The organism is uncultured Polaribacter sp. (genome assembly GCF_947501385.1).
GTDB lineage: Bacteria > Bacteroidota > Bacteroidia > Flavobacteriales > Flavobacteriaceae > Polaribacter.
In genome coordinates this window covers 150375-169240 of the sequence record NZ_CANMVP010000003.1, presented here as the reverse complement: position 1 = coordinate 169240, position 18866 = coordinate 150375, and the positions used below count along the sequence as shown (strand labels likewise).

General features: G+C 31.9%; 17 protein-coding genes. 4 read left to right on the top strand and 13 right to left on the bottom strand.

The features are described from left to right. Window positions 1-39: 39 nt before the first annotated feature. Window positions 40-375 carry a gliding motility protein GldC gene (gene gldC / locus Q0998_RS03315; protein WP_299666214.1) on the bottom strand — a complete coding sequence of 112 codons (336 nt, stop codon included), beginning with the start codon at window positions 373-375 and terminating at the stop codon, window positions 40-42. After that, entirely contained in the window at window positions 375-1334 is a 960-nt protein-coding gene (gene gldB, locus Q0998_RS03310; RefSeq protein ID WP_299666212.1) for a gliding motility lipoprotein GldB, read from the bottom strand. Before gldB ends, gldC begins: the two co-directional genes overlap by 1 nt. Before the next feature lie 59 nt (window positions 1335-1393). Between gldB and nadE the strand changes: the two genes are divergently transcribed. Beyond that, the gene (gene nadE, locus Q0998_RS03305; RefSeq protein ID WP_299666210.1) at window positions 1394-2182 is read left to right on the top strand and encodes an NAD(+) synthase; all 789 of its coding nucleotides are present in this window, start codon (window positions 1394-1396) and stop codon (window positions 2180-2182) included. A gap of 70 nt (window positions 2183-2252) precedes the next feature. Here nadE and Q0998_RS03300 read toward each other — a convergent pair whose 3' ends face one another. The 6 genes from Q0998_RS03300 to Q0998_RS03275 form a co-directional block, all read right to left on the bottom strand. Further along, window positions 2253-2384 (bottom strand): hypothetical protein, encoded by a 132-nt coding sequence (locus Q0998_RS03300; protein ID WP_299666207.1) that lies wholly within the window; start codon window positions 2382-2384, stop codon window positions 2253-2255. Between the two features lie 101 nt (window positions 2385-2485). Beyond that, the gene (gene dnaG / locus Q0998_RS03295) at window positions 2486-4489 is read right to left on the bottom strand and encodes a DNA primase (protein WP_299666204.1); all 2004 of its coding nucleotides are present in this window, start codon (window positions 4487-4489) and stop codon (window positions 2486-2488) included. A gap of 352 nt (window positions 4490-4841) precedes the next feature. Continuing rightward, entirely contained in the window at window positions 4842-6077 is a 1236-nt protein-coding gene (clpX, locus tag Q0998_RS03290) for an ATP-dependent Clp protease ATP-binding subunit ClpX (protein WP_299666201.1), read from the bottom strand. Between the two features lie 56 nt (window positions 6078-6133). Next, window positions 6134-6796: an ATP-dependent Clp endopeptidase proteolytic subunit ClpP gene (clpP, locus tag Q0998_RS03285; RefSeq protein WP_299666198.1), complete on the bottom strand. Its 663-nt coding sequence runs from the start codon at window positions 6794-6796 to the stop codon at window positions 6134-6136. A gap of 165 nt (window positions 6797-6961) precedes the next feature. After that, window positions 6962-8284 carry a trigger factor gene (gene tig / locus Q0998_RS03280; protein WP_299666195.1) on the bottom strand — a complete coding sequence of 441 codons (1323 nt, stop codon included), beginning with the start codon at window positions 8282-8284 and terminating at the stop codon, window positions 6962-6964. A 174-nt stretch (window positions 8285-8458) separates the two neighbouring features. Beyond that, complete coding sequence (locus Q0998_RS03275) at window positions 8459-8803, bottom strand: phage holin family protein (protein ID WP_299666193.1); 345 nt, start codon at window positions 8801-8803, stop codon at window positions 8459-8461. A gap of 25 nt (window positions 8804-8828) precedes the next feature. Here Q0998_RS03275 and Q0998_RS03270 point away from each other — a divergent pair, with 25 nt between their 5' ends. Next, complete coding sequence (locus Q0998_RS03270; protein WP_299666192.1) at window positions 8829-10334, top strand: sulfatase; 1506 nt, start codon at window positions 8829-8831, stop codon at window positions 10332-10334. Between the two features lie 8 nt (window positions 10335-10342). On the opposite strand, the gene Q0998_RS03265 is transcribed toward Q0998_RS03270, so the two are convergent. Genes Q0998_RS03265 through Q0998_RS03255 form a run of 3 tightly spaced genes read right to left on the bottom strand, consistent with a single transcriptional unit; the run spans window position 10343 to window position 13937 of the window. Next, the gene (locus Q0998_RS03265) at window positions 10343-12148 is read right to left on the bottom strand and encodes a lysophospholipid acyltransferase family protein (RefSeq protein ID WP_299666189.1); all 1806 of its coding nucleotides are present in this window, start codon (window positions 12146-12148) and stop codon (window positions 10343-10345) included. Between the two features lie 53 nt (window positions 12149-12201). Then, the gene (locus Q0998_RS03260) at window positions 12202-13455 is read right to left on the bottom strand and encodes an aspartate kinase (RefSeq protein WP_299666186.1); all 1254 of its coding nucleotides are present in this window, start codon (window positions 13453-13455) and stop codon (window positions 12202-12204) included. 2 nt (window positions 13456-13457) lie between these two features. Further along, on the bottom strand, window positions 13458-13937 hold the full coding sequence (locus Q0998_RS03255; RefSeq protein ID WP_299666183.1) for a GNAT family N-acetyltransferase: 480 nt from the start codon (window positions 13935-13937) through the stop codon (window positions 13458-13460). A 191-nt stretch (window positions 13938-14128) separates the two neighbouring features. On the opposite strand from Q0998_RS03255, the gene fbp reads away from it, so the two are divergent. Further along, complete coding sequence (gene fbp, locus Q0998_RS03250) at window positions 14129-15139, top strand: class 1 fructose-bisphosphatase (RefSeq protein WP_299666180.1); 1011 nt, start codon at window positions 14129-14131, stop codon at window positions 15137-15139. A gap of 111 nt (window positions 15140-15250) precedes the next feature. Then, window positions 15251-15859, top strand: coding sequence for a superoxide dismutase (locus Q0998_RS03245; protein WP_299666177.1), 609 nt, complete (start codon window positions 15251-15253; stop codon window positions 15857-15859). 202 nt (window positions 15860-16061) lie between these two features. Here Q0998_RS03245 and Q0998_RS03240 read toward each other — a convergent pair whose 3' ends face one another. Both Q0998_RS03240 and Q0998_RS03235 read right to left on the bottom strand, forming a co-directional pair. Then, window positions 16062-17444, bottom strand: a complete 1383-nt coding sequence (locus Q0998_RS03240) for a TlpA disulfide reductase family protein (protein WP_299666174.1) — start codon at window positions 17442-17444, stop codon at window positions 16062-16064. A gap of 33 nt (window positions 17445-17477) precedes the next feature. Beyond that, window positions 17478-18863, bottom strand: a complete 1386-nt coding sequence (locus Q0998_RS03235; RefSeq protein ID WP_299666172.1) for a RagB/SusD family nutrient uptake outer membrane protein — start codon at window positions 18861-18863, stop codon at window positions 17478-17480. Window positions 18864-18866: the final 3 nt, after the last annotated feature.

The following is an 18866-nucleotide window of genomic DNA, read 5'->3' as shown; positions in this document are numbered from 1 at the left end:
TACCGTATAAGTATCGCTCTTTATATTTCCCTAAAGTAATTACTTTTTGAGTTCTAATTTTTCAGCAAAATAATCGCAAAAATCTCTCATAGTTGCACCCATTTTTTGATCATCTGTAGCACGTTCAAAAGCATCTGCCATAGAAACTAAGGTTTGATGGAAAAACTGTTTCATTTCATCTACAGGCATGTCTTTTGTCCACAAGTCCATACGCAAAGTATCTTTCTTTTTATGATCCCAAACAGAAATCATAATTGCTTTTGAAGCCTCATGGTCTATACCTCCGTCTTTTGCTGTCCAAGAAATTTCTTCTGGAACTTTGTTTTCATCTAAACTAATCTTAAATTCTATTTCTGAGTGATGTTTTACTGACATTATTTTCTAGGCTTGTATTTCGATTTTTTAAATAAATCGGATTCATTTATTTTTAATAATTCCTGCAAAGATACATCATTATGTTTCATATAAGAACGTACAATTTGCCAACCAATCCAAACACCAGCTCTTCCTGGAGAAAGCTTGTCCTGTTCCATGTAAAACTTAGAAAATGGCGCAGTTTCTAAAAATCTTTTATTCAATTTGGTCTCGGTACTAAAAAGAAGGTTTTTCTTTACAAAATAGCTCCATATTTGCTCTTCATTAGATTGTATCCAAATTAACTTCTCCTTTTCATAGCCAATTTTTAGTTTATCTGAAACAGCTGGTAAATAAAGGTCTAAAAGATACATTTTTTTACCTTCAAAAATCATTTTTCCAACAAAACTTCTGTCAGATAAAGGCACTAATTGTTTTTTAATAATTTCTTTTGCAACATCTACAATAAGATGTTCGGGGGTGTTATTTTCTTTGATATACTTCGGATAGTCTTCATAGAATTTATGATTTTTACCCAAATAAACATCCAAAGAAATTATCAATAAACTATCTGCATAAATAACTCTATGCTCATAATCTATGTTGGTTAGCATTGTAACTACTCTTGGTGCAGTAAATCTTGGGTTGTAGAACTTAATATGTTTGAAAAGAGAGGTTAATTTTTTATTTATTCCTGAAAAATCTTTATAAATTTTTTGAGTTTCTCTAAAAAGCTCTTGTTCATCTTTGCTCCTAATTTTTAATAAAGAAATACTATCTGTAATCTCTTTTGGAAAAAAATAAGGATATTTTATCTTTAATTCTTTTAGATCTTGCTTTTCTGACGTATAAAATTCTTCGTCAAATCTATCTACTGAAAAATGAACATCAATATTAGTAACATCTATTTCTTTTGTTTTGACTTTATTACAAGCGTAAAAACTTAACAAAACCAATAAAAGTACCTGAAAAAATCTCATAAATTTTGTATATTGCTATTAGAATTACAAACGATAAAAGTACTAAAATATTTTCTTCAATGAATACAGAAAAAGTAGCAACTCATATAATTTCTTGGTTAAAAAATTATGCAAAAAATGCAAAAGTAAATGGTTTTGTTGTGGGAGTCTCTGGCGGAATAGATTCTGCGTTAACATCTACACTCTGTGCAAAAACAGGTTTCCCTACCTTATGTGTAGAAATGCCAATACATCAAGCACAGAGCCAAGTTACAAGAGCAGAAGAACATATTAAACAATTAAAAGAACGTTTTTCTAATGTTGCTGAAGTTAGAGTAGATTTAACTACAACTTTTGAAGGTTTTAAAGACGTGGTTCCTCAAGTAGCGTCTTCTGCAAAGCTAGATTTGTCTTTAGCAAATACCAGAGCTAGATTACGCATGACTACTTTGTATTATTTTGCAGGTTTGCATAGTTATTTAGTTGCAGGTACAGGAAATAAAGTTGAAGATTTTGGCGTAGGTTTTTACACAAAGTATGGTGATGGTGGTGTAGATTTAAGTCCGATTGCAGATTTAATGAAATCTGAAGTTTATGAATTGGCTGCATATTTAGAAGTCCCTCATTCTATTCAAAAAGCACAACCTACAGATGGGTTGTTTGGAGATAGCAGAACAGATGAAGATCAAATAGGCGCTTCTTATGACGAGTTAGAATGGGCAATGAAAATGCAAGACAAAGGAAAGTCTACTGCTGATTTTTCTGGAAGAAAACAAGAAGTTTTTAAAATTTACGAAAGGCTAAACAGCATCAATCAACATAAAATGATTCCAATTCCTGTTTGTGAGATCCCTAAAGATTTGAAATAAAAATACCCTTTTTAAGCAAAAAATCCCGTAAAGTTATTTACGAGATTTTTTTATGTTTTAAAATAAATTTTTAGAGGAGATTCGCTGCAATCATAATCTTTTTGATTCTCATATATGCTCTTTTTTTAGAGCCTTTAGAGATTTCAAAAGGTAATAAAATAAATAATTGCACAATTTTTAATAACTGAAAAGTTCTTTTCATGATTGATTTTTTTTCTTTTAGCGAGTGCAATATACAAAAAATCTATTCTTTCTATAAAAATTTTTATAGGGGAAAACACCTAATTTTACAATTTAGTAACTTTACACAACTCTTTTTAGTTTTTCATAAAGCCTTATTCTTAAAGAATTATAGTTCATAATCTCTTCCTTTTCTTGGTTTGAAAACTCTTTTCCTGCTACCAACTTGTTCTTTACCAACTCGTCAATTAATGTTCTTCTAAGGTTAAAAATAACATCATTTACAGCTTTAGACAAAACTTCTAAAGCAGATTTTACTTCAATATTTTTACTTTGCCAATTGCTTAATTGATGTTTTTCTTCATCCATTAAAATGGAAGTAACAGTAGCAGAAATATCTGGATTTTTATGATTTACCAAAGTATCTATTTCTAATTTTTCAAATTGATTTAATTGATGAATAATCTCTATATAAATTTCTTGAAAAATAACATTTGTAAATTCAATTTCGTCATCTTGCAAATGCACATAAATCTCTGCAGAAACGTTGTTATTGTATTTTCTATTGGTTATTGTAATTTTTCCATCTTCATCTTCATTTTCTACTTCTTCAATAAATTCTGCTTCTTCGTTTCCAAACAACAATAGAATTCTAATAATTTCTTTTTCTAAAATAGAAAGCTGATCTACTTTTTCTGAAGAAACACCACCTTTTACCAAACCCATTTGAGCTTGCTCTTGTTCTAAAAAATATTCTGGTGGCGGCTCATTCGGGTCTTGTTGTGTATAACGTTGTTTTTTGGCAGCTTTGCTTTTTTCCTGAAGATCTTTCTTTAACAGTTGTGCCAATTCACTAAACAAAACACGCTCAGAAATGTCCATAATTCTTGCACATTCTTGTACGTAGACTTCACGCTGAATGCCATCAGGAATTTTAGAAATACTGGTTACAATATCTCTAATAACACTTGCTTTTTTTACAGGATCGTTATTAGAATCTTTTAATAAAAGTGATACTTTAAAATTGATAAAATCTTGTGCAGCATCTTCTAAATATGCTTTTAACTCAGTTTTTGTATGTGATTTCGCAAAACTATCTGGATCTTCTCCATCAGGAAACTGAACTACTTTTACGTTCATTCCTTGTTCTAGAATTAAATCGATTCCACGAATAGAAGCTCTAATTCCTGCTGCATCACCATCAAAAAGTACTGTAATATTTTTTGTCAATCTATTTACCAGGCGTATTTGATCTGATGTTAATGCAGTTCCGGAAGAAGCTACCACATTTTCTACACCAGATTGATAAAAAGAAATTACATCTGTATATCCTTCCACCAAAAAACAATTGTCTTGTTTGGCAATTTCTTTTTTTGCTTGGTATAATCCGTAAAGAATTTTACTTTTATGATAGATCTCACTTTCTGGCGAGTTTAAATATTTCGCTGCTTTTTTATCTGCAGTTAATATACGTCCTCCAAAACCTAAAATTCTACCAGACATCGAATGAATAGGAAATAGCACACGTCCTTTAAAACGATCGAATTGCTTGTTTTCTTTTACAATTGTAAGCCCTGTAGCAGCTAAATATTTTAAATCATAGCCTTTGGCCAGTGCTGCATTAGTAAAAGCATCCCATTCATCTAAACAATATCCTAATTCAAAGGTCTTAATAGTTTCATCTGTAAAGCCACGTTCTTTAAAATAAGAAAGTCCAATTGCTTTTCCTTTGTTTGAATTTAGCATGATGTCATGAAAATAATCTTTGGCGAAAGTAGAAACTAAAAACATACTTTCTCTTTCGTTCATCTGAGCTTTTTCTTCATTTGTTTGCTCAGTTTCCTCTATTTCTATATTGTATTTTTTTGCCAACCATTTTATGGCTTCAGGATAGGTATAATGCTCATGTTCCATTAAAAAGGAAATGGCATTTCCTCCTTTTCCTGTAGAAAAATCTTTCCAAATTTGTTTTACGGGAGACACCATAAATGAAGGTGATTTTTCATCTACAAACGGACTTAGGCCTTTAAAATTACTTCCTGCTTTTTTAAGTTGTACAAATTCACCAATAACCTCTTCTACTCTTGCAGATTCGAAAACACGGTCTATGGTACTTCTAGAGATCATTTTTTATTCTAATTTTTAGACCCTTCAGGTTTTAAAAACCTGAAGGGTCTTTATGTATTAAAAGCCACTTTTATCTTTTAATAAAGATTTTTTGAAAGCAACTATCCTCGAGGCAGAGAGTCATAAGGTATTTCGCTGGTTTCATACCCAATAAAATTGGGCACAAGCTTTGACCTTAAAAAAGGTCAAAAACCAAAATTCTATATTTAGATTCCCGTTACCCAATCAAGTTGGGCACATGCTTCACGGGAATGACAGTTTCAACGGAAACCCCGAGGCTAGCCCCTCGAGGAATTCTTTTCGATTAAAAACCCAAAAAAGCTTAGAAACCCTTTTTGGGAAAAATATATATTTAAGAAGCTGCTCTTAATTTTTTAAGTGTTGTATTTGTTAATTTCGCTTCTGCGTATTTTCTAGTTACATTAAATTCTTTTTCATCAGAACTTGGTAAATCGAACATGGCATCTGTAAAAATAGCTTCACATAAAGAACGCAAACCTCTTGCTCCTAATTTATATTCTACTGCCTTTTCTACAATGTAATTTAAGGCTTCTTCTTCAATTGTAAAAACAACATCATCCATCAAAAACAACTTAGAATATTGCTTTATAATAGAGTTTTTAGGCTCGGTTAAAATAGCTCTTAACGTCTTAGCATCTAAAGGATTCATATAGCTTAAAACTGGTAAACGCCCAATAATTTCGGGTATCAAACCAAATACTTTTAAGTCTGAAGGAATAATATATTGCAACAAGTTTTCTTCATCTACTTTATCTTCATCTAAAGATGCACTAAAACCTACAGCTTGTCTATTTAAACGTTTGCTGATAATTCTTTCAATTCCAGAAAAAGCGCCACCTGCAATAAATAGAATCTCTTTGGTATCTACTTCTACAAATTTTTGCTCAGGATGTTTTCTTCCGCCTTTTGGTGCAACATTTACAACGGTGCCTTCTAACAATTTTAACAAAGCTTGCTGAACACCTTCACCTGAAACATCTCTGGTAATAGAGGGATTGTCTCCTTTTCTGGCAATTTTATCGATTTCATCAATAAAAACGATTCCTCTTTGTGCTTTTTCTACATCATAATCTGCAGTTTGTAACAATCTACTTAGAATACTTTCTACATCTTCACCAACATAACCTGCTTGCGTTAAAACGGTTGCATCTACAATTGAAAAGGGCACATTTAACATTTTTGCAATGGTTTTTGCTACTAAGGTTTTTCCTGTACCCGTTTCACCAACTAAAATAATGTTCGATTTTTCTATCTCTACATCATCATCGTCATTTGTCTGTAACAATCTTTTATAGTGATTGTATACAGCAACTGCCATTGCTCTTTTCGTTTCATTTTGACCAATAATATATTGATCTAAAAATTCTTTTATCTGAAGCGGTTTTTTTAGTGTTAAATCTTTAGACAAACCGCTGGTTTTTGCGTCAGAAATTTCTTCTTCTACAATACCGTGTGCTTGCTCTATGCATTTATCACAAATATGTGCATCCATTCCTGCAATTAGCAAGTCGGTTTCTGCTTTTTTTCGTCCGCAAAACGAACACTCTAAATTTTCTTCTTTTGACATATTATCCGTCTTTTAAATGATGAGATTCCTGCCTTCGCAGGAATGACAGGAAAGGTTTATTTCTTTCTAGCTAAAACTTCATCAATCATTCCGTATTCTTTTGCTTCATCTGCTTTCATCCAATAATCTCTATCTGAATCTTTCTTAATTTTATCAAAAGTTTGCCCAGAATGATTCGAAATAATGGTATACAATTCGTCTCTTAACTTTATGGTTTCTTTAATTGTAATTTCCATATCAGAAACTTGCCCTTGCGTTCCACTCATTGGCTGATGAATCATAATTCTTGAGTGTGGTAGTGCAGAACGTTTTCCTTCTGCTCCTGCACACATTAGAACTGCGCCCATAGAAGCTGCCATTCCTGTACAAATGGTTGCAACGTCTGGTTTTATAAACTGCATGGTATCATAAATTCCTAAACCTGCATAAACGCCTCCTCCAGGAGAATTTATATAGATGGAAATATCTTTATTTGAATCTACACTTTCTAAAAATAACAATTGTGCTTGAATTACATTAGCAACTTGGTCGTTAACTCCTGTTCCTAAAAATATAATTCTATCCATCATTAAACGTGAAAAAACATCCATTTGAGTGATGTTCATTTGACGTTCTTCCATAATGTATGGCGTTAAACTGCTTGTTATTTTTGTATAATTGGTACTGCTAATACCTTGATGTTTTGTTGCGTATTTTTCGAACTCTTTTCCGTAATCCATTTTCGTGATTCTTTTAATATTTGTTTTGTAAAGATAAGAACTATTTCTAATTATTTTTTGGCGTGAAATGCTAAAAAAACCTGAATTCTAAAATCCAGGTTTTATTTGGTTCTATTTTCACCCAACTACAAAAGCAACGTGAAATATGATAACAATCTGAGATTGTTATTTGTACACTTCTTTCGTAAACTCTTCGTAAGAAACTTCTTTTGTCTTAAAGTTGATGTTCTCTTTATAAAAAGCCAATAATTTCTGACTAATTAACTGAGATTGTAATTTCTGAGCTTCATCTTTATTTTGTAAAATTCTACCAGCAATATCATCCAATTCTTTTTCTTCTGGATTCGTATTACCAAATTGCGCCATTTGCGTTCGGATAAATCCTTTTGCGTAGTCTACCAATTCTTGATATTCTAATTTGATGTCATTATCTTTCATAATCTTACCTTCGATTAATTGATAACGCAATCCTTTTTCAGACTTGTCAAATTCTTCTTTTGCTTCTTGAGCAGTTAATGGTTTTTCACCAGCTGTTGCCAACCATTTCTGTAAAAATTCTGCAGGTAAATCGAACTTTGTATTTTCTACTAAGTGTTCTGTAACTGCATTTAATAATTGTTGATCTCCTTGTTGCTGAAATTGATTTTCTGCATCTTCTTTAATCTTATCTCTTAATTCTGAAGCCGTTTTTACACTTCCATCAGAAAACAACTTATCGAACAATTCTTGATCTAAATCTGCAGGCTCGGTTTTTGTAACATCTTCAACAGTAAAGGTAACCGGAATGTCTAAATCGTGAATTTCTTCATGAGGAACTCCTAAAATAGCTTGTAATTTATGGTCGTCTTCAAATAATTTCTTAGTTGCTAACTCAATTACATCGCCAGCCTTTGCCCCAATAATTTTCTTTTCGTTTTTCTTTCCTTGTAAATCGGTTACTAAAAAAGTACCTTTTTTATTGATTTCTTTTTCTTCATTTACAAAAGTACCCGTGACATTCGAATTTGCTGCTGCTTCGTCTACAGAAGATATTTTTCCGTAACGTGATTGAATGTTTTTGACCTCTTCATCTAATAAATCTTCGGTAGCAATAATTTTATAGGCGGTTACTTTCTTTTTAGATTTTAAATCTATATCGAATTCTGGTGCTAAACCTAATTCAAATTCAAAAGAAAGCGTTTCAGCATCCCAATTAAAGTCCTCTTGAACTCTTGGTAAAGGATTTCCTAAAATGTCTAATTTTTCTTCTGTTAAAAATTTATTTAAAGCTGCTTGTAAAAGTTTGTTTACTTCATCTATCATGATAGATTTACCATACTGCTTTTTTATCATTCCCATAGGCACATGCCCTTTTCTAAAACCAGGAATGTCTGCTTTCTTACGATAATCTGTTAGAAGTTCTGTTACTTTTGCTTGATAGTCATCTGCAACAATATCTACTTTTACAACTGCGTTTAACGCATCTATGTTTTCTTTTGTAATATTCATTTCTTTGTGCTCTTCTTTGTGCTCTTATTCTTAAAAATCGAGTGCAAAATTAAGCTTTTTATTTAACTTTACAAGTATTTAAATAGTTCCTTTTCAGTTGAAAATAGCAATTTATTCATTTAAAACTGAATACGAAACCTACTGATTTCTAATGAATTGTTTTTTTAAAATATTTTAGTTTTTATCTTTTAATAATGAAAATAAGGCCGATCTAAAAATAGATAGTAAGATGCTAAAAAATAAGGCCGCAAAGAAACCCGATACAGCAAAACCATCTACTAATTTATCTGCCAAAATTATAATGATGGCATTTATTACAAAAATAAACAGCCCAAAAGTCACCAAGGTTGCGGGCAATGTAAAAAAGATGAGAATGGGTCTTACAATCATGTTTAGCAACGCAATTACAGTTGCTACTATAATGGCAGAAACATAGCCTGATACAGAAACTCCTGGCAAAATATAAGCCAAGACAATGACTGCTAATGCAGTTAACAGTATTTTTAAAAATGTTTTCATTTTAAATTGATTTTATTACATTCGTATGCAACTAAAATTATACCAAATTCAATTTCCTGCTTTTTTGGCAGATTACAATATTCTATATGTATTATTTATGAAAATAAAAGGCAACGTGTCATCAATTTTATTAATTATTTTTAGCTTACTTTTTTTACAATGTGCATCGCTAAGTAAAAAACAAAAACCGAACATTCTTTTAATTTGTGTTGATGACCTTCGCCCAGAATTAAATTCTTTTGGTAGCAATTATATTCATTCTCCTAATATTGATAAACTTGCTAAAAATGGTATTTCTTTTCAAAAACATTTTGTAAATGCCCCGAGCTGTGGCCCTTCTCGTTATACATTATTAACAGGACAATACGGTTCCGCTGGTAATGATGCTCTTTTTTTACGATCTGAAAAAATTACACAAAAATCAGAAGTTATTGACCCTAGCATGCCTAAATGGTTTAAAAACAGCGGCTACACAACCGTTTCTGTTGGAAAAGTTTCTCATCATCCCGGAGGAAGAGGTGGTATTGACTGGAACGATAGCACACAAATTGAACTTCCTAACGCATGGAATAGACATTTAATGCCAGTTGCAGAATGGCAGCACCCTCGTGGAATGATGCATGGTTTGGCCAATGGAGAAATTCGTAAAAAAGCAAAGGATATGGATGTTTTTCAAGCTGTTGAAGGAAATGACAATACGTATCCAGATGGTGCTATAACTGACGAAGCATTAAAACAATTACAACTACTTGCGACTGATACAAAAAAACCATTTTTTCTTGCCGTTGGAATTATTAAACCACATTTGCCTTTTGGAGCTCCAAAATCTTATTTAGACTTATACAAAAATATAGAACTTCCTAAAATAAAACACCCTAAAAAACCAAAGGGAACCACTACATGGCACAAATCTGGAGAATTTAATAGCTATAATAATTGGGGTAAAAACCCGAATAAAAATAGCGTTTTTGCGGATGAAGTTAGAAAGCATTATGCAGCATGCGTAAGTTATGCAGATGCACAAGTGGGTAAAATTTTAGCAGCATTAAAAAGAACTGGCGCAGATAAAAATACCATTGTTGTACTTTGGGGAGATCATGGTTGGCATTTGGGTGAACATGGTATCTGGGGAAAACATAGTTTGTTTGAAGAATCCTTACATTCACCTTTAATTATAAGCTATCCTGAAATGCAACATACATCTCATAAAACAAATGCTATGGTTGAAACGGTAGATATTTTCCCTACTTTATGTGATTTAACAGGAGTTAAAGTTCCTGAATTTGCATCAGGTGTTTCTTTAAAAAATATAATGGAAAACAAAAATGCAGAAGGACATAATGCGCTTGCCTATAAAAGAGGTGCTAGTACATTAAGAACTAAAACACACAGATTAACACTACATAAAAATGGATTTGTTGAATTATATGACCACACATCTAGCGAAGGAGAAACCAAAAATGTTGCTAAAGACAACCCTAAGTTAGTGATAAAGTTAACCGAAGTTTTAAAAGAAAAACTGAAAAAATAAATAGAAATTTATTTATTTTGCAATTCTGTAGCTTTTCGCTCTAACTCTGCTTGAAATTCTTCCATCACAGGTTTTACAGTACTTTCTGGAATGTCTGCCACTTTAATATACATTAATCCATCTACAGCATTGTTAAATTTCGGGTCTACATTAAAAGCCACCAAACGTGCATTTTGCTTGACATACTTTTTAATTAAAACCGGAATTCTTAACGCGCCTGGTTCAATTTCATCAATAATTTTATCGAACTTTTGCATGTCTGCTTTCGAAGCATCAAATACAAAATCTTTATCACCATCTTTTAGTTTTACTTTGTACTCTTTTTTAGGTTGAATGTATTGCGCAATATAAGGATCGTAGTAATGAGATTTCATAAACTCGATCATTAAAGATTTTGAGAAATCTGAAAACTGATTGCTAATAGACACGCCACCCATTAAATACTTATATTCTGGGTGTCGTAAGGTTACATGTACAATTCCTTTCCACAATAAAAATAAAGGCATCGGTTTTTGTTGGTATTCGCCAATAATAAAAGCACGACCCATCTCTATCGTGTTTTCCATCATCTGATACAATTCAGGCTCAATTCTAAACAAAGTCTGAATATAAAAACCATTGATTCCGTATTTTTTATAAATTTCTTTTCCAAGCCCCATGCGATAAGCACCAACTAAGCAATTGGCTTCTCGATCCCACAAAAATAGATGGTAATAATACTTGTCATACACATCTAAATCGATCGCTTTATTTGTCCCTTCACCAACATCTCTAAATGTTATTTCGCGCAATCTGCCTATTTCATGTAAAATATTAGGAATGTCTTTGGCATTCGCAAAAAACACTTCGTAATTTTTACTTTCCAGAAGTCTGCCATCTTTGGCTCTTAAAGCAGTTACTTCTTTGATAAATAAATCTGTATTTCTTTGTGGCGTTATTTTTTTTGCCGGTTTTTTTATTTTAATATTTTGAGTAGAAATTAATTTGTGCGCCTTCTCAAAAGGATTTGCCAACATATACGTTTTTTTCCGAATGAATTCGTAAAAAGAAGATAGGTCTTTGTATGCATCTTGATCTTTAACAGATATAGGTTTTCCAATTCTTACTTTTACCACTTTACCATTTCGAGAAATAACTTCTGAGGGTAATTTTGCCGTTCTTAGCGTATCTGAGATTTTAGATAAAAAATAAAACAAACGACTATTCTTTGCATGGAAATAAATAGGAATTACAGGAACATTTGCTTTTTTAATTAAACGAACTGCGCCATCTTCCCATGGTTTGTCTACTTTTAATTTGCCGTCTTTATAAGTAGACACTTCACCTGCGGGAAAAATACCTAGAGGTTTTCCTTCTTGCAAATGCAACAAAGCACTTTTAATACCTGCAACACTAGATTTTGCATCCTTTCTTCTTTCAAAAGGATTTACAGGCATTACATAAGGTTTTAAAGGCGCTATTCTGTGGAGTAAAAAATTGGCAATTATTTTATAATCTGCTCTTTTCTCAATGAGTAATTTTAACAATAAAATGCCATCAATTCCTCCTAAAGGATGGTTAGAAACGGTAATAAAAGCACCCTCTTTTGGAATTCTTTTTAAGTCTTCTTCTGGAATTTCAAATTGGATATGACAATCGTCTAAAACCCCATTTAAAAAATCTAAATCAGATTTGTTTTTATTTTTTTCATAAATCCTATTGATGGATGAGATACGAAGAATTCTTAACAAAATCCAACCCACAAAAGTTCCCAAGAAACCAAACTTTTGTAAACCAATTACTTGTGCAATTTCCTTAGATGTTACTAATGCCATAAATTACTATTAGACCTAACTGCAAAAATACTAAAAAAAGAAGCAAGCAATTATTAATTTGTTGCTAAAACTATCTGAATTGTTTCTTTATTTACTTGGGTTAATAAAGAGGTGCCTTTTTCTTCTATGCTAACAATGGCTTTATCATCAAAATGACGAACAGTATATAAATCTACTCCTTTTTGAACCTCAATTTTAAACTGTTTTTTTAACTCGTTGTAAAAAGCATCAAACTTCTTAAATTTATTGTCAATACAAACAGAAAAACTAATCGCAGAATTCTGAATTAAGTTTACTTTCAGCTGATAATCATGCAATTTCTTAAAAATATAACTGATATTATTTTCTACCATAAAAGAAAAATCCAAAGCAGAAATTGACACCAAAATTTGATCTTTCTTTACAATAAAACAAGGAATATAAGGTACCAACCTTGTACCTTTGGTTACTTTTGTACCTGTTTCTTTGGGATTTATAAAAGAACGCACCAACAGTGGAATCTCTTTATTTTCTAAAGGTTGTAAAGTTTTTGGGTGAATTACAGAAGCACCATAAAACGCCATTTCAATAGCTTCTTCGTAAGAAATTTGCTCTAATAAAGTAGTTTCCTCGAAAACTCTTGGATCTGCATTTAAAACGCCTGGAACATCTTTCCAAATAGTTACGTTTTCTGCATTTAAGCAATAGGCAAAAATTCCTGCGGTATAATCAGAACCTTCTCTACCTAATGTAGTTGTATTTTCTGTATCATTTGCAGCAATAAAACCTTGTGTAATATTTAATTTGGAAGCGTCTAATTTTGCACTGATAATATCTTGGGTCAATTCCCAGTTTACTTTTGCATCTCTATAATTACTATCGGTTTTTATATAGTTTCTTACGTCGAACCAATTGTTTTCTACGTTAATTTTAGTTAAATATGCGCTTACTATTTTGGTGGATAACAATTCTCCGAAACAGATAATTTGATCATACACATAATTAAATCTTTGTGAAGTATTTCTCGCCAAAAACCAACTCAGTTCTCCCAAAAGGATATCAATTTCTTTGTAAATTTCATCCTCTTTATCAAACAAAACCTTCATGAGGCTTTTATGATAATCTTCAATAACACCTAAATTTTCAGACAATTTATCTGTCTTGTTGTAATAAGCATCTATGACCTCTTCAAAAGCATTTGTAATTTTACCCATTGCAGAAATTACAACTAGGGTATTTTCTGTGCCTTCACTTTGTAAAATATTTGCAACATTTTTTACGCCTGCTGCATCTTTAATAGAGGCGCCACCAAATTTAAAAATCTTCATTTTTAATTATTTTGAATAAATTTTGCTAAGTTTTCTTTGCTCATTTTCACAACAGACCAATCGTTCATATACGTGGCTCCTGTGCTTGTGTAAAAATCTATCGCGTTGGTATTCCAATCGATCACTTCCCAATCTACTCTATTAAAATTATTGTCGTGTGCATATTTTAAAACCGCTGTATACAATGCTTTTCCTGCACCAATTTTTTGTTTGCTTTTGGTTACAATTAAATCTTCTAAATGAATGGTTTTGCCTTTCCAAGTAGAGTAGCGTTCATAAAAAAGTGCGATTCCAATAATTTTAGCATCTTGTTCTGCAACAAATAATTGAAACTTAGGGTTTTCAGAAAAACCATCTTTCAACAAATCTTCTGCAGTAATTTCTACCGCTTTTGGTTCTTTTTCAAAAACTGCCAATTCTGTAATTAATTCAAAGACAGCTGTTACATCTTTTGCTTCTCCTTTTCTAATGGTAAAACTCATTTTTTTCTAAATTTGTGTCAAAGATAGTTTTTTTGATATCAGCCAAAAATCTTTTGATATTTTAGACAGTTCTTTATGATTTGTTTAAAAATTTTAAAGAAATACAGATTAATATCCTTTTAAAAGACGCTAAAGGGTAGAATAGTTTAAAAAAAATAGCATCTTTGTGAAAAGCAAACGATAAACTAAATATGGCTAGAAAAAATCAAACTTTAGGTGAATTTATTATTGAAAATCAAGAAGATTTTAAATATTCTTCAGGAGAACTTTCTAGATTGTTAAACTCCATTAGATTGGCTGCTAAAGTAGTAAATCATGAAGTTAACAAAGCAGGTTTGGTAGATATAACTGGGGCTGCGGGCGACACCAACATTCAAGGCGAAGACCAGCAAAAGTTAGATGTCTATGCCAATGAAGTTTTTATTAGAACACTTACCGATAGAAATATTGTTTGTGGTATTGCTAGTGAAGAAGAAGATAATTTTATAGTGATTAATAGTCAAGATGAAAATCACCAAAACAAATATGTAGTTTTAATGGATCCTTTAGATGGTTCATCTAATATTGATGTAAATGTTTCTGTAGGAACCATTTTTTCTATTTTTAGAAGAATTACGCCTGTGGGGACCCCAGTTGAATTAAAAGATTTTTTACAAAAAGGTGACAAACAAGTGGCTGCTGGTTATGTGGTTTATGGAACTTCTACGATGTTGGTGTATACAACAGGAAAAGGCGTAAATGGTTTTACCTTAAACCCTGCTTTGGGAAGTTGGTATTTATCACACCCAAACATGACATTTCCAGAAGACGGACAAATTTATTCTGTAAATGAAGGAAACTATTTAGATTTTCCTGAAGGAATCAAAAAATATATAAAATATTGTCAGGCAGAAGAAGATAACAGACCGTATACGAGTAGATACATTGGTTCTTTGGTTTCAGATTTTCATAGAAATATGATCAAAGGTGGCATCTATATGTATCCAAAAAGCACCAAAAACCCTGAAGGAAAATTACGTTTATTATATGAGTGCAGTCCTATTGCATTTATTGCTGAACAAGCCAACGGAAAATCTTCAGATGGTTTTACAAGAACAATGGAAGTTGAACCTACAGAATTACATCAAAGAGTACCTTTTATTTGTGGAAGTAAAAAAATGGTAGAAAAAGCAGAAGAGTTTATGCGTAATTTTAAAGAATAAGAACTCTTTATACTGTTATAAGTTAACAAAAGCTTAATCTTTTGGGGAATTGTTACATATTGAGTAAATTTACATGAATAAAAATGATACTAACTTTTAAAATCTAAAAAAATGGCTTTTCAATTACCAGAATTAGACTATGCGTATGATGCATTAGAACCTAATATAGATGCAAGAACTATGGAAATTCACCATAGCAAACATCATAATGGATATACAACAAAATTAAACGGAGCAATAGAAGGAACTAATTTAGAAGGAAAATCTATTGAAGATATTCTTACAAATTTAGACATGAGCAATAGTGCTGTAAGAAATAATGGTGGTGGTTTTTACAATCACTCTTTATTTTGGAAAGTGATGAATCCTGAAGATAAAGGATATCTTTCTGGAGAATTAAAAGATGCTATTGAAGCTGCTTATGGGTCTAAAGAAGCATTTATGGAAGCTTTTTCTAAAGCTGCTGCAACACAATTTGGTTCTGGTTGGGCTTGGTTATGTGTGCATCCTGGAGGAAAAGTAGAAGTTTGTTCTACACCAAATCAAGACAATCCTTTAATGCCTGGTGTTTCATGTGGAGGAACTCCTATTTTAGGTTTAGATGTTTGGGAACATGCTTATTATTTACACTACCAAAACAGAAGACCAGATTATATTGATGCTTTCTTTAAAGTGATCAACTGGAATGAAGTTGAAAAAAGATACGTAGAAGCTAAATAATAATCTAGCTTTAGCTCTATAAAAAAGGCTGTCTGAAAATATTTTCAGACAGCCTTTTTTATTCCAGAAATCCGACAATAATCCATCTATAACATAGTTCTTTTATGGATTTAAAATGTTTTGTATGGCGTAGGTTAATAAAGATAAGAATCATGATTTTCTAATCCATGATATTGACTCAGAAATTCTTTTAAAATCAAAATTAAATACCTAATTCATCAAACAATTTGATCAATTCTTCTTCTGAGGGTCTAGGCGCATCGGCACTTACAATATTACCTTGTGAATCTAAAAGAATGAATCGAGGAATGCCTTGAATTTTATAATCCTTAACAAATTTGGATTTAAAGTTATTATCTGCAAACAATTGAATACCGCTCAGTTCTTTTTCTTTAACCATATTTCTCCATTTGTCTTTATCTTTTTGCTGATCTACGGAAATACTTACAAATTCAATTTTTCTATCATGATACTCTTTTTCAATGCGTTGCAAAAATGGAATTTCTTCTTTACAAGGCGCGCACCATGTGGCCCATACATCGATGTAGACATATTTCCCTTTTAAATCGGTTAAAGACGTTGTACCTCCAGCATGATTTTTGTAATTGGTAAACACTGGCGATGGTTGACCTTTAGCAAGCGGCAATAGTTGATTATACAGTTTTGTGATTTTTTGCTTATACCGTGTGTTGGTTGAGGCAGAAATAAAAGCAGTATAAAGTTTTTCTAAATGTTCTGTTTTAGAAAGGTATCGATTCGTATTTACGTATAAAACTGCGTTTTTAATCGTATCATTTTTAATCGTATTTGCCGTCTTAACAATTGCTTGGTATATTGGAATAGTATCTTTTTCTGCCAATGCTATAATCTTTTCTGAAAAATGAAACAACACGAGGCTTTTGTAATCTTTTGAAAACAAAAAATCTTCTTCGCTAGTGTAGGGCAAACCTTCTAATTCTTTTAAAAAATGGTTGCTTACTTTAAAAGTATCGTTTTTAGTAAAGTAACGATGAGCGAATTCATACTCTTTCAAATTTACTAGATAAGAATATTGAATGTTTCTTTTTTCTTTTATTTTATAGTCTTCTGGAAGACCTTTAGTAATAGAAAGCAAATTGGTTAAAGTAAGTTTTATAGTGTCGAGTTTATGCTTGTATTCAGCCTCAGGTAATTTAAAAAAAGCCTCACTTTGTTTTATTATTTGTTTTTCAGCTTTCTGTTTTTCTAACAAATAGGTGTTTATTTTTGATTCCTTGCCTGAAAAACGCAATGTATTTTCAAAGCTCTCAGCATCGTATTCTATCGTGATGTCATGCCCTTTTACAAGGTAAATAGTAGCCCTGTTTCTTCCGCTTTTAAGCATATAATGTCCTGTATCCATTTTAAGTGTATCCATAAAACTTCCATTGTTTTCTATTTTAAGCGCAACTTCATAAATCCCATCAAAACTTCTAATAGATATTTTGTCATTTGTCTTGTTCTTAATTTGCCCTGCTATTATTGTATAATTTATAGTACGAGGAACTTCCTCTTTACAAGAGAAAGCAACTACGGCAATGGTTATTAGATATATTATTTTTTTCATACTATTATGGGTTTATCATATAAAAATTAAACTTTAGTAGCCGGGGTTTTGTTTTATTACACCATCAGAAACCATAATGGTTTTCTCAGGCAAAGGCAAAATTAAATGGTTCTCTGAAGGTAATGATTTGTGGTCATTAATATTTATATCCCCTTCTGTGTGAAAACGCACTAAGTCATACCATTCTTCGCCGCTTTCGGCACCTAATTCTAATATTTTTTCAATACGGATAGCTTTTAATAAATCGGCTTTATTATTGGCTAGTATTAAAGGATTATTACTTCGAGCACGAATTACATTAAGAGCATCACTTGATGCCACAATATTGTTGTTCCCTCTAAGAATAGCTTCTGAATAGATTAAATAAACCTCTGCCAATCTTAAAAAATATTCAGTATCGGGCGAATTACGATCAACATTAAGCGGATCTACAAATTTTTTGTTTCTAATATCGCCGCTTGAAGTGAATGTAATGGCATCATTAAAGCGTGCATCACTAGATATTAGGTCTACATAATAGTTGGAAACTACATAGTGTGCCGCAAAATAAAATTGTTTGCCATTAGACTCGCTAGTAGTATTATAAGACGCTTGAAAAATAGCTTCTAATGGATTGTCTATTTTTTTTGTGAAGATTTCGCCAAAGCTGTCTTCTAAACTACGCTCTCCCGAATTTATAACTTTTAGTGCCAGTGTCGCAGCATTATTATACTCTTTTTTATACAACAATACTTTGCTTTTTAGGGCTTCTGCAGCAATTTTTGATGCATGAAGCGTGGTGCTAAAATCTGGAGCATTTTGTATGGCATCATCTAAATCGTTTAAAATAGATTGATATGTTTCTTCAACACTAGCACGGGGTTGTGGGTTTACATTAGATGTGGGAGTTTCTTTTAAAATCACACCGTAAGGCGAACTCACATCAAAAAACTCACCAAATAAACGCAACAAATAAAAGTGTGATAAGGCTCTTAAAAACTTGGCTTCTGCAATAATTTCATTTTTTCTAGGCGCAGTAGTGGTTAACAATTCGGTTTTGGAAATAACGTGATTTGCATTATTAATAAGTTCGTAGAGTATAGGATATGTGTCGTCTATAACAGCATTATCAGCCGATACATTATTATTAAAAAATTCTTCCGTAGTTGCGGAAACTCCTAATTCTTGGGTTAAACCCATCCACCCGGAAATACCTGGTAACGTTGTTATATACGGAAACCCTGTCAACGTTCTCTCGATAAGGAAACTGTATGCGCCTTGAAGCACCTCTTCAGCTTGCCCTATATTGGTTATTACCTTATCATCTGAAATTTGAAAAACGGGTTCTACATCGGTAACATTTACAAGTTCGCAGGAACTCATGCAGCCCACGGTTAAAACTAGTATGAATATTTTTGCGTTTTTTATAAATAAGTTCATGAT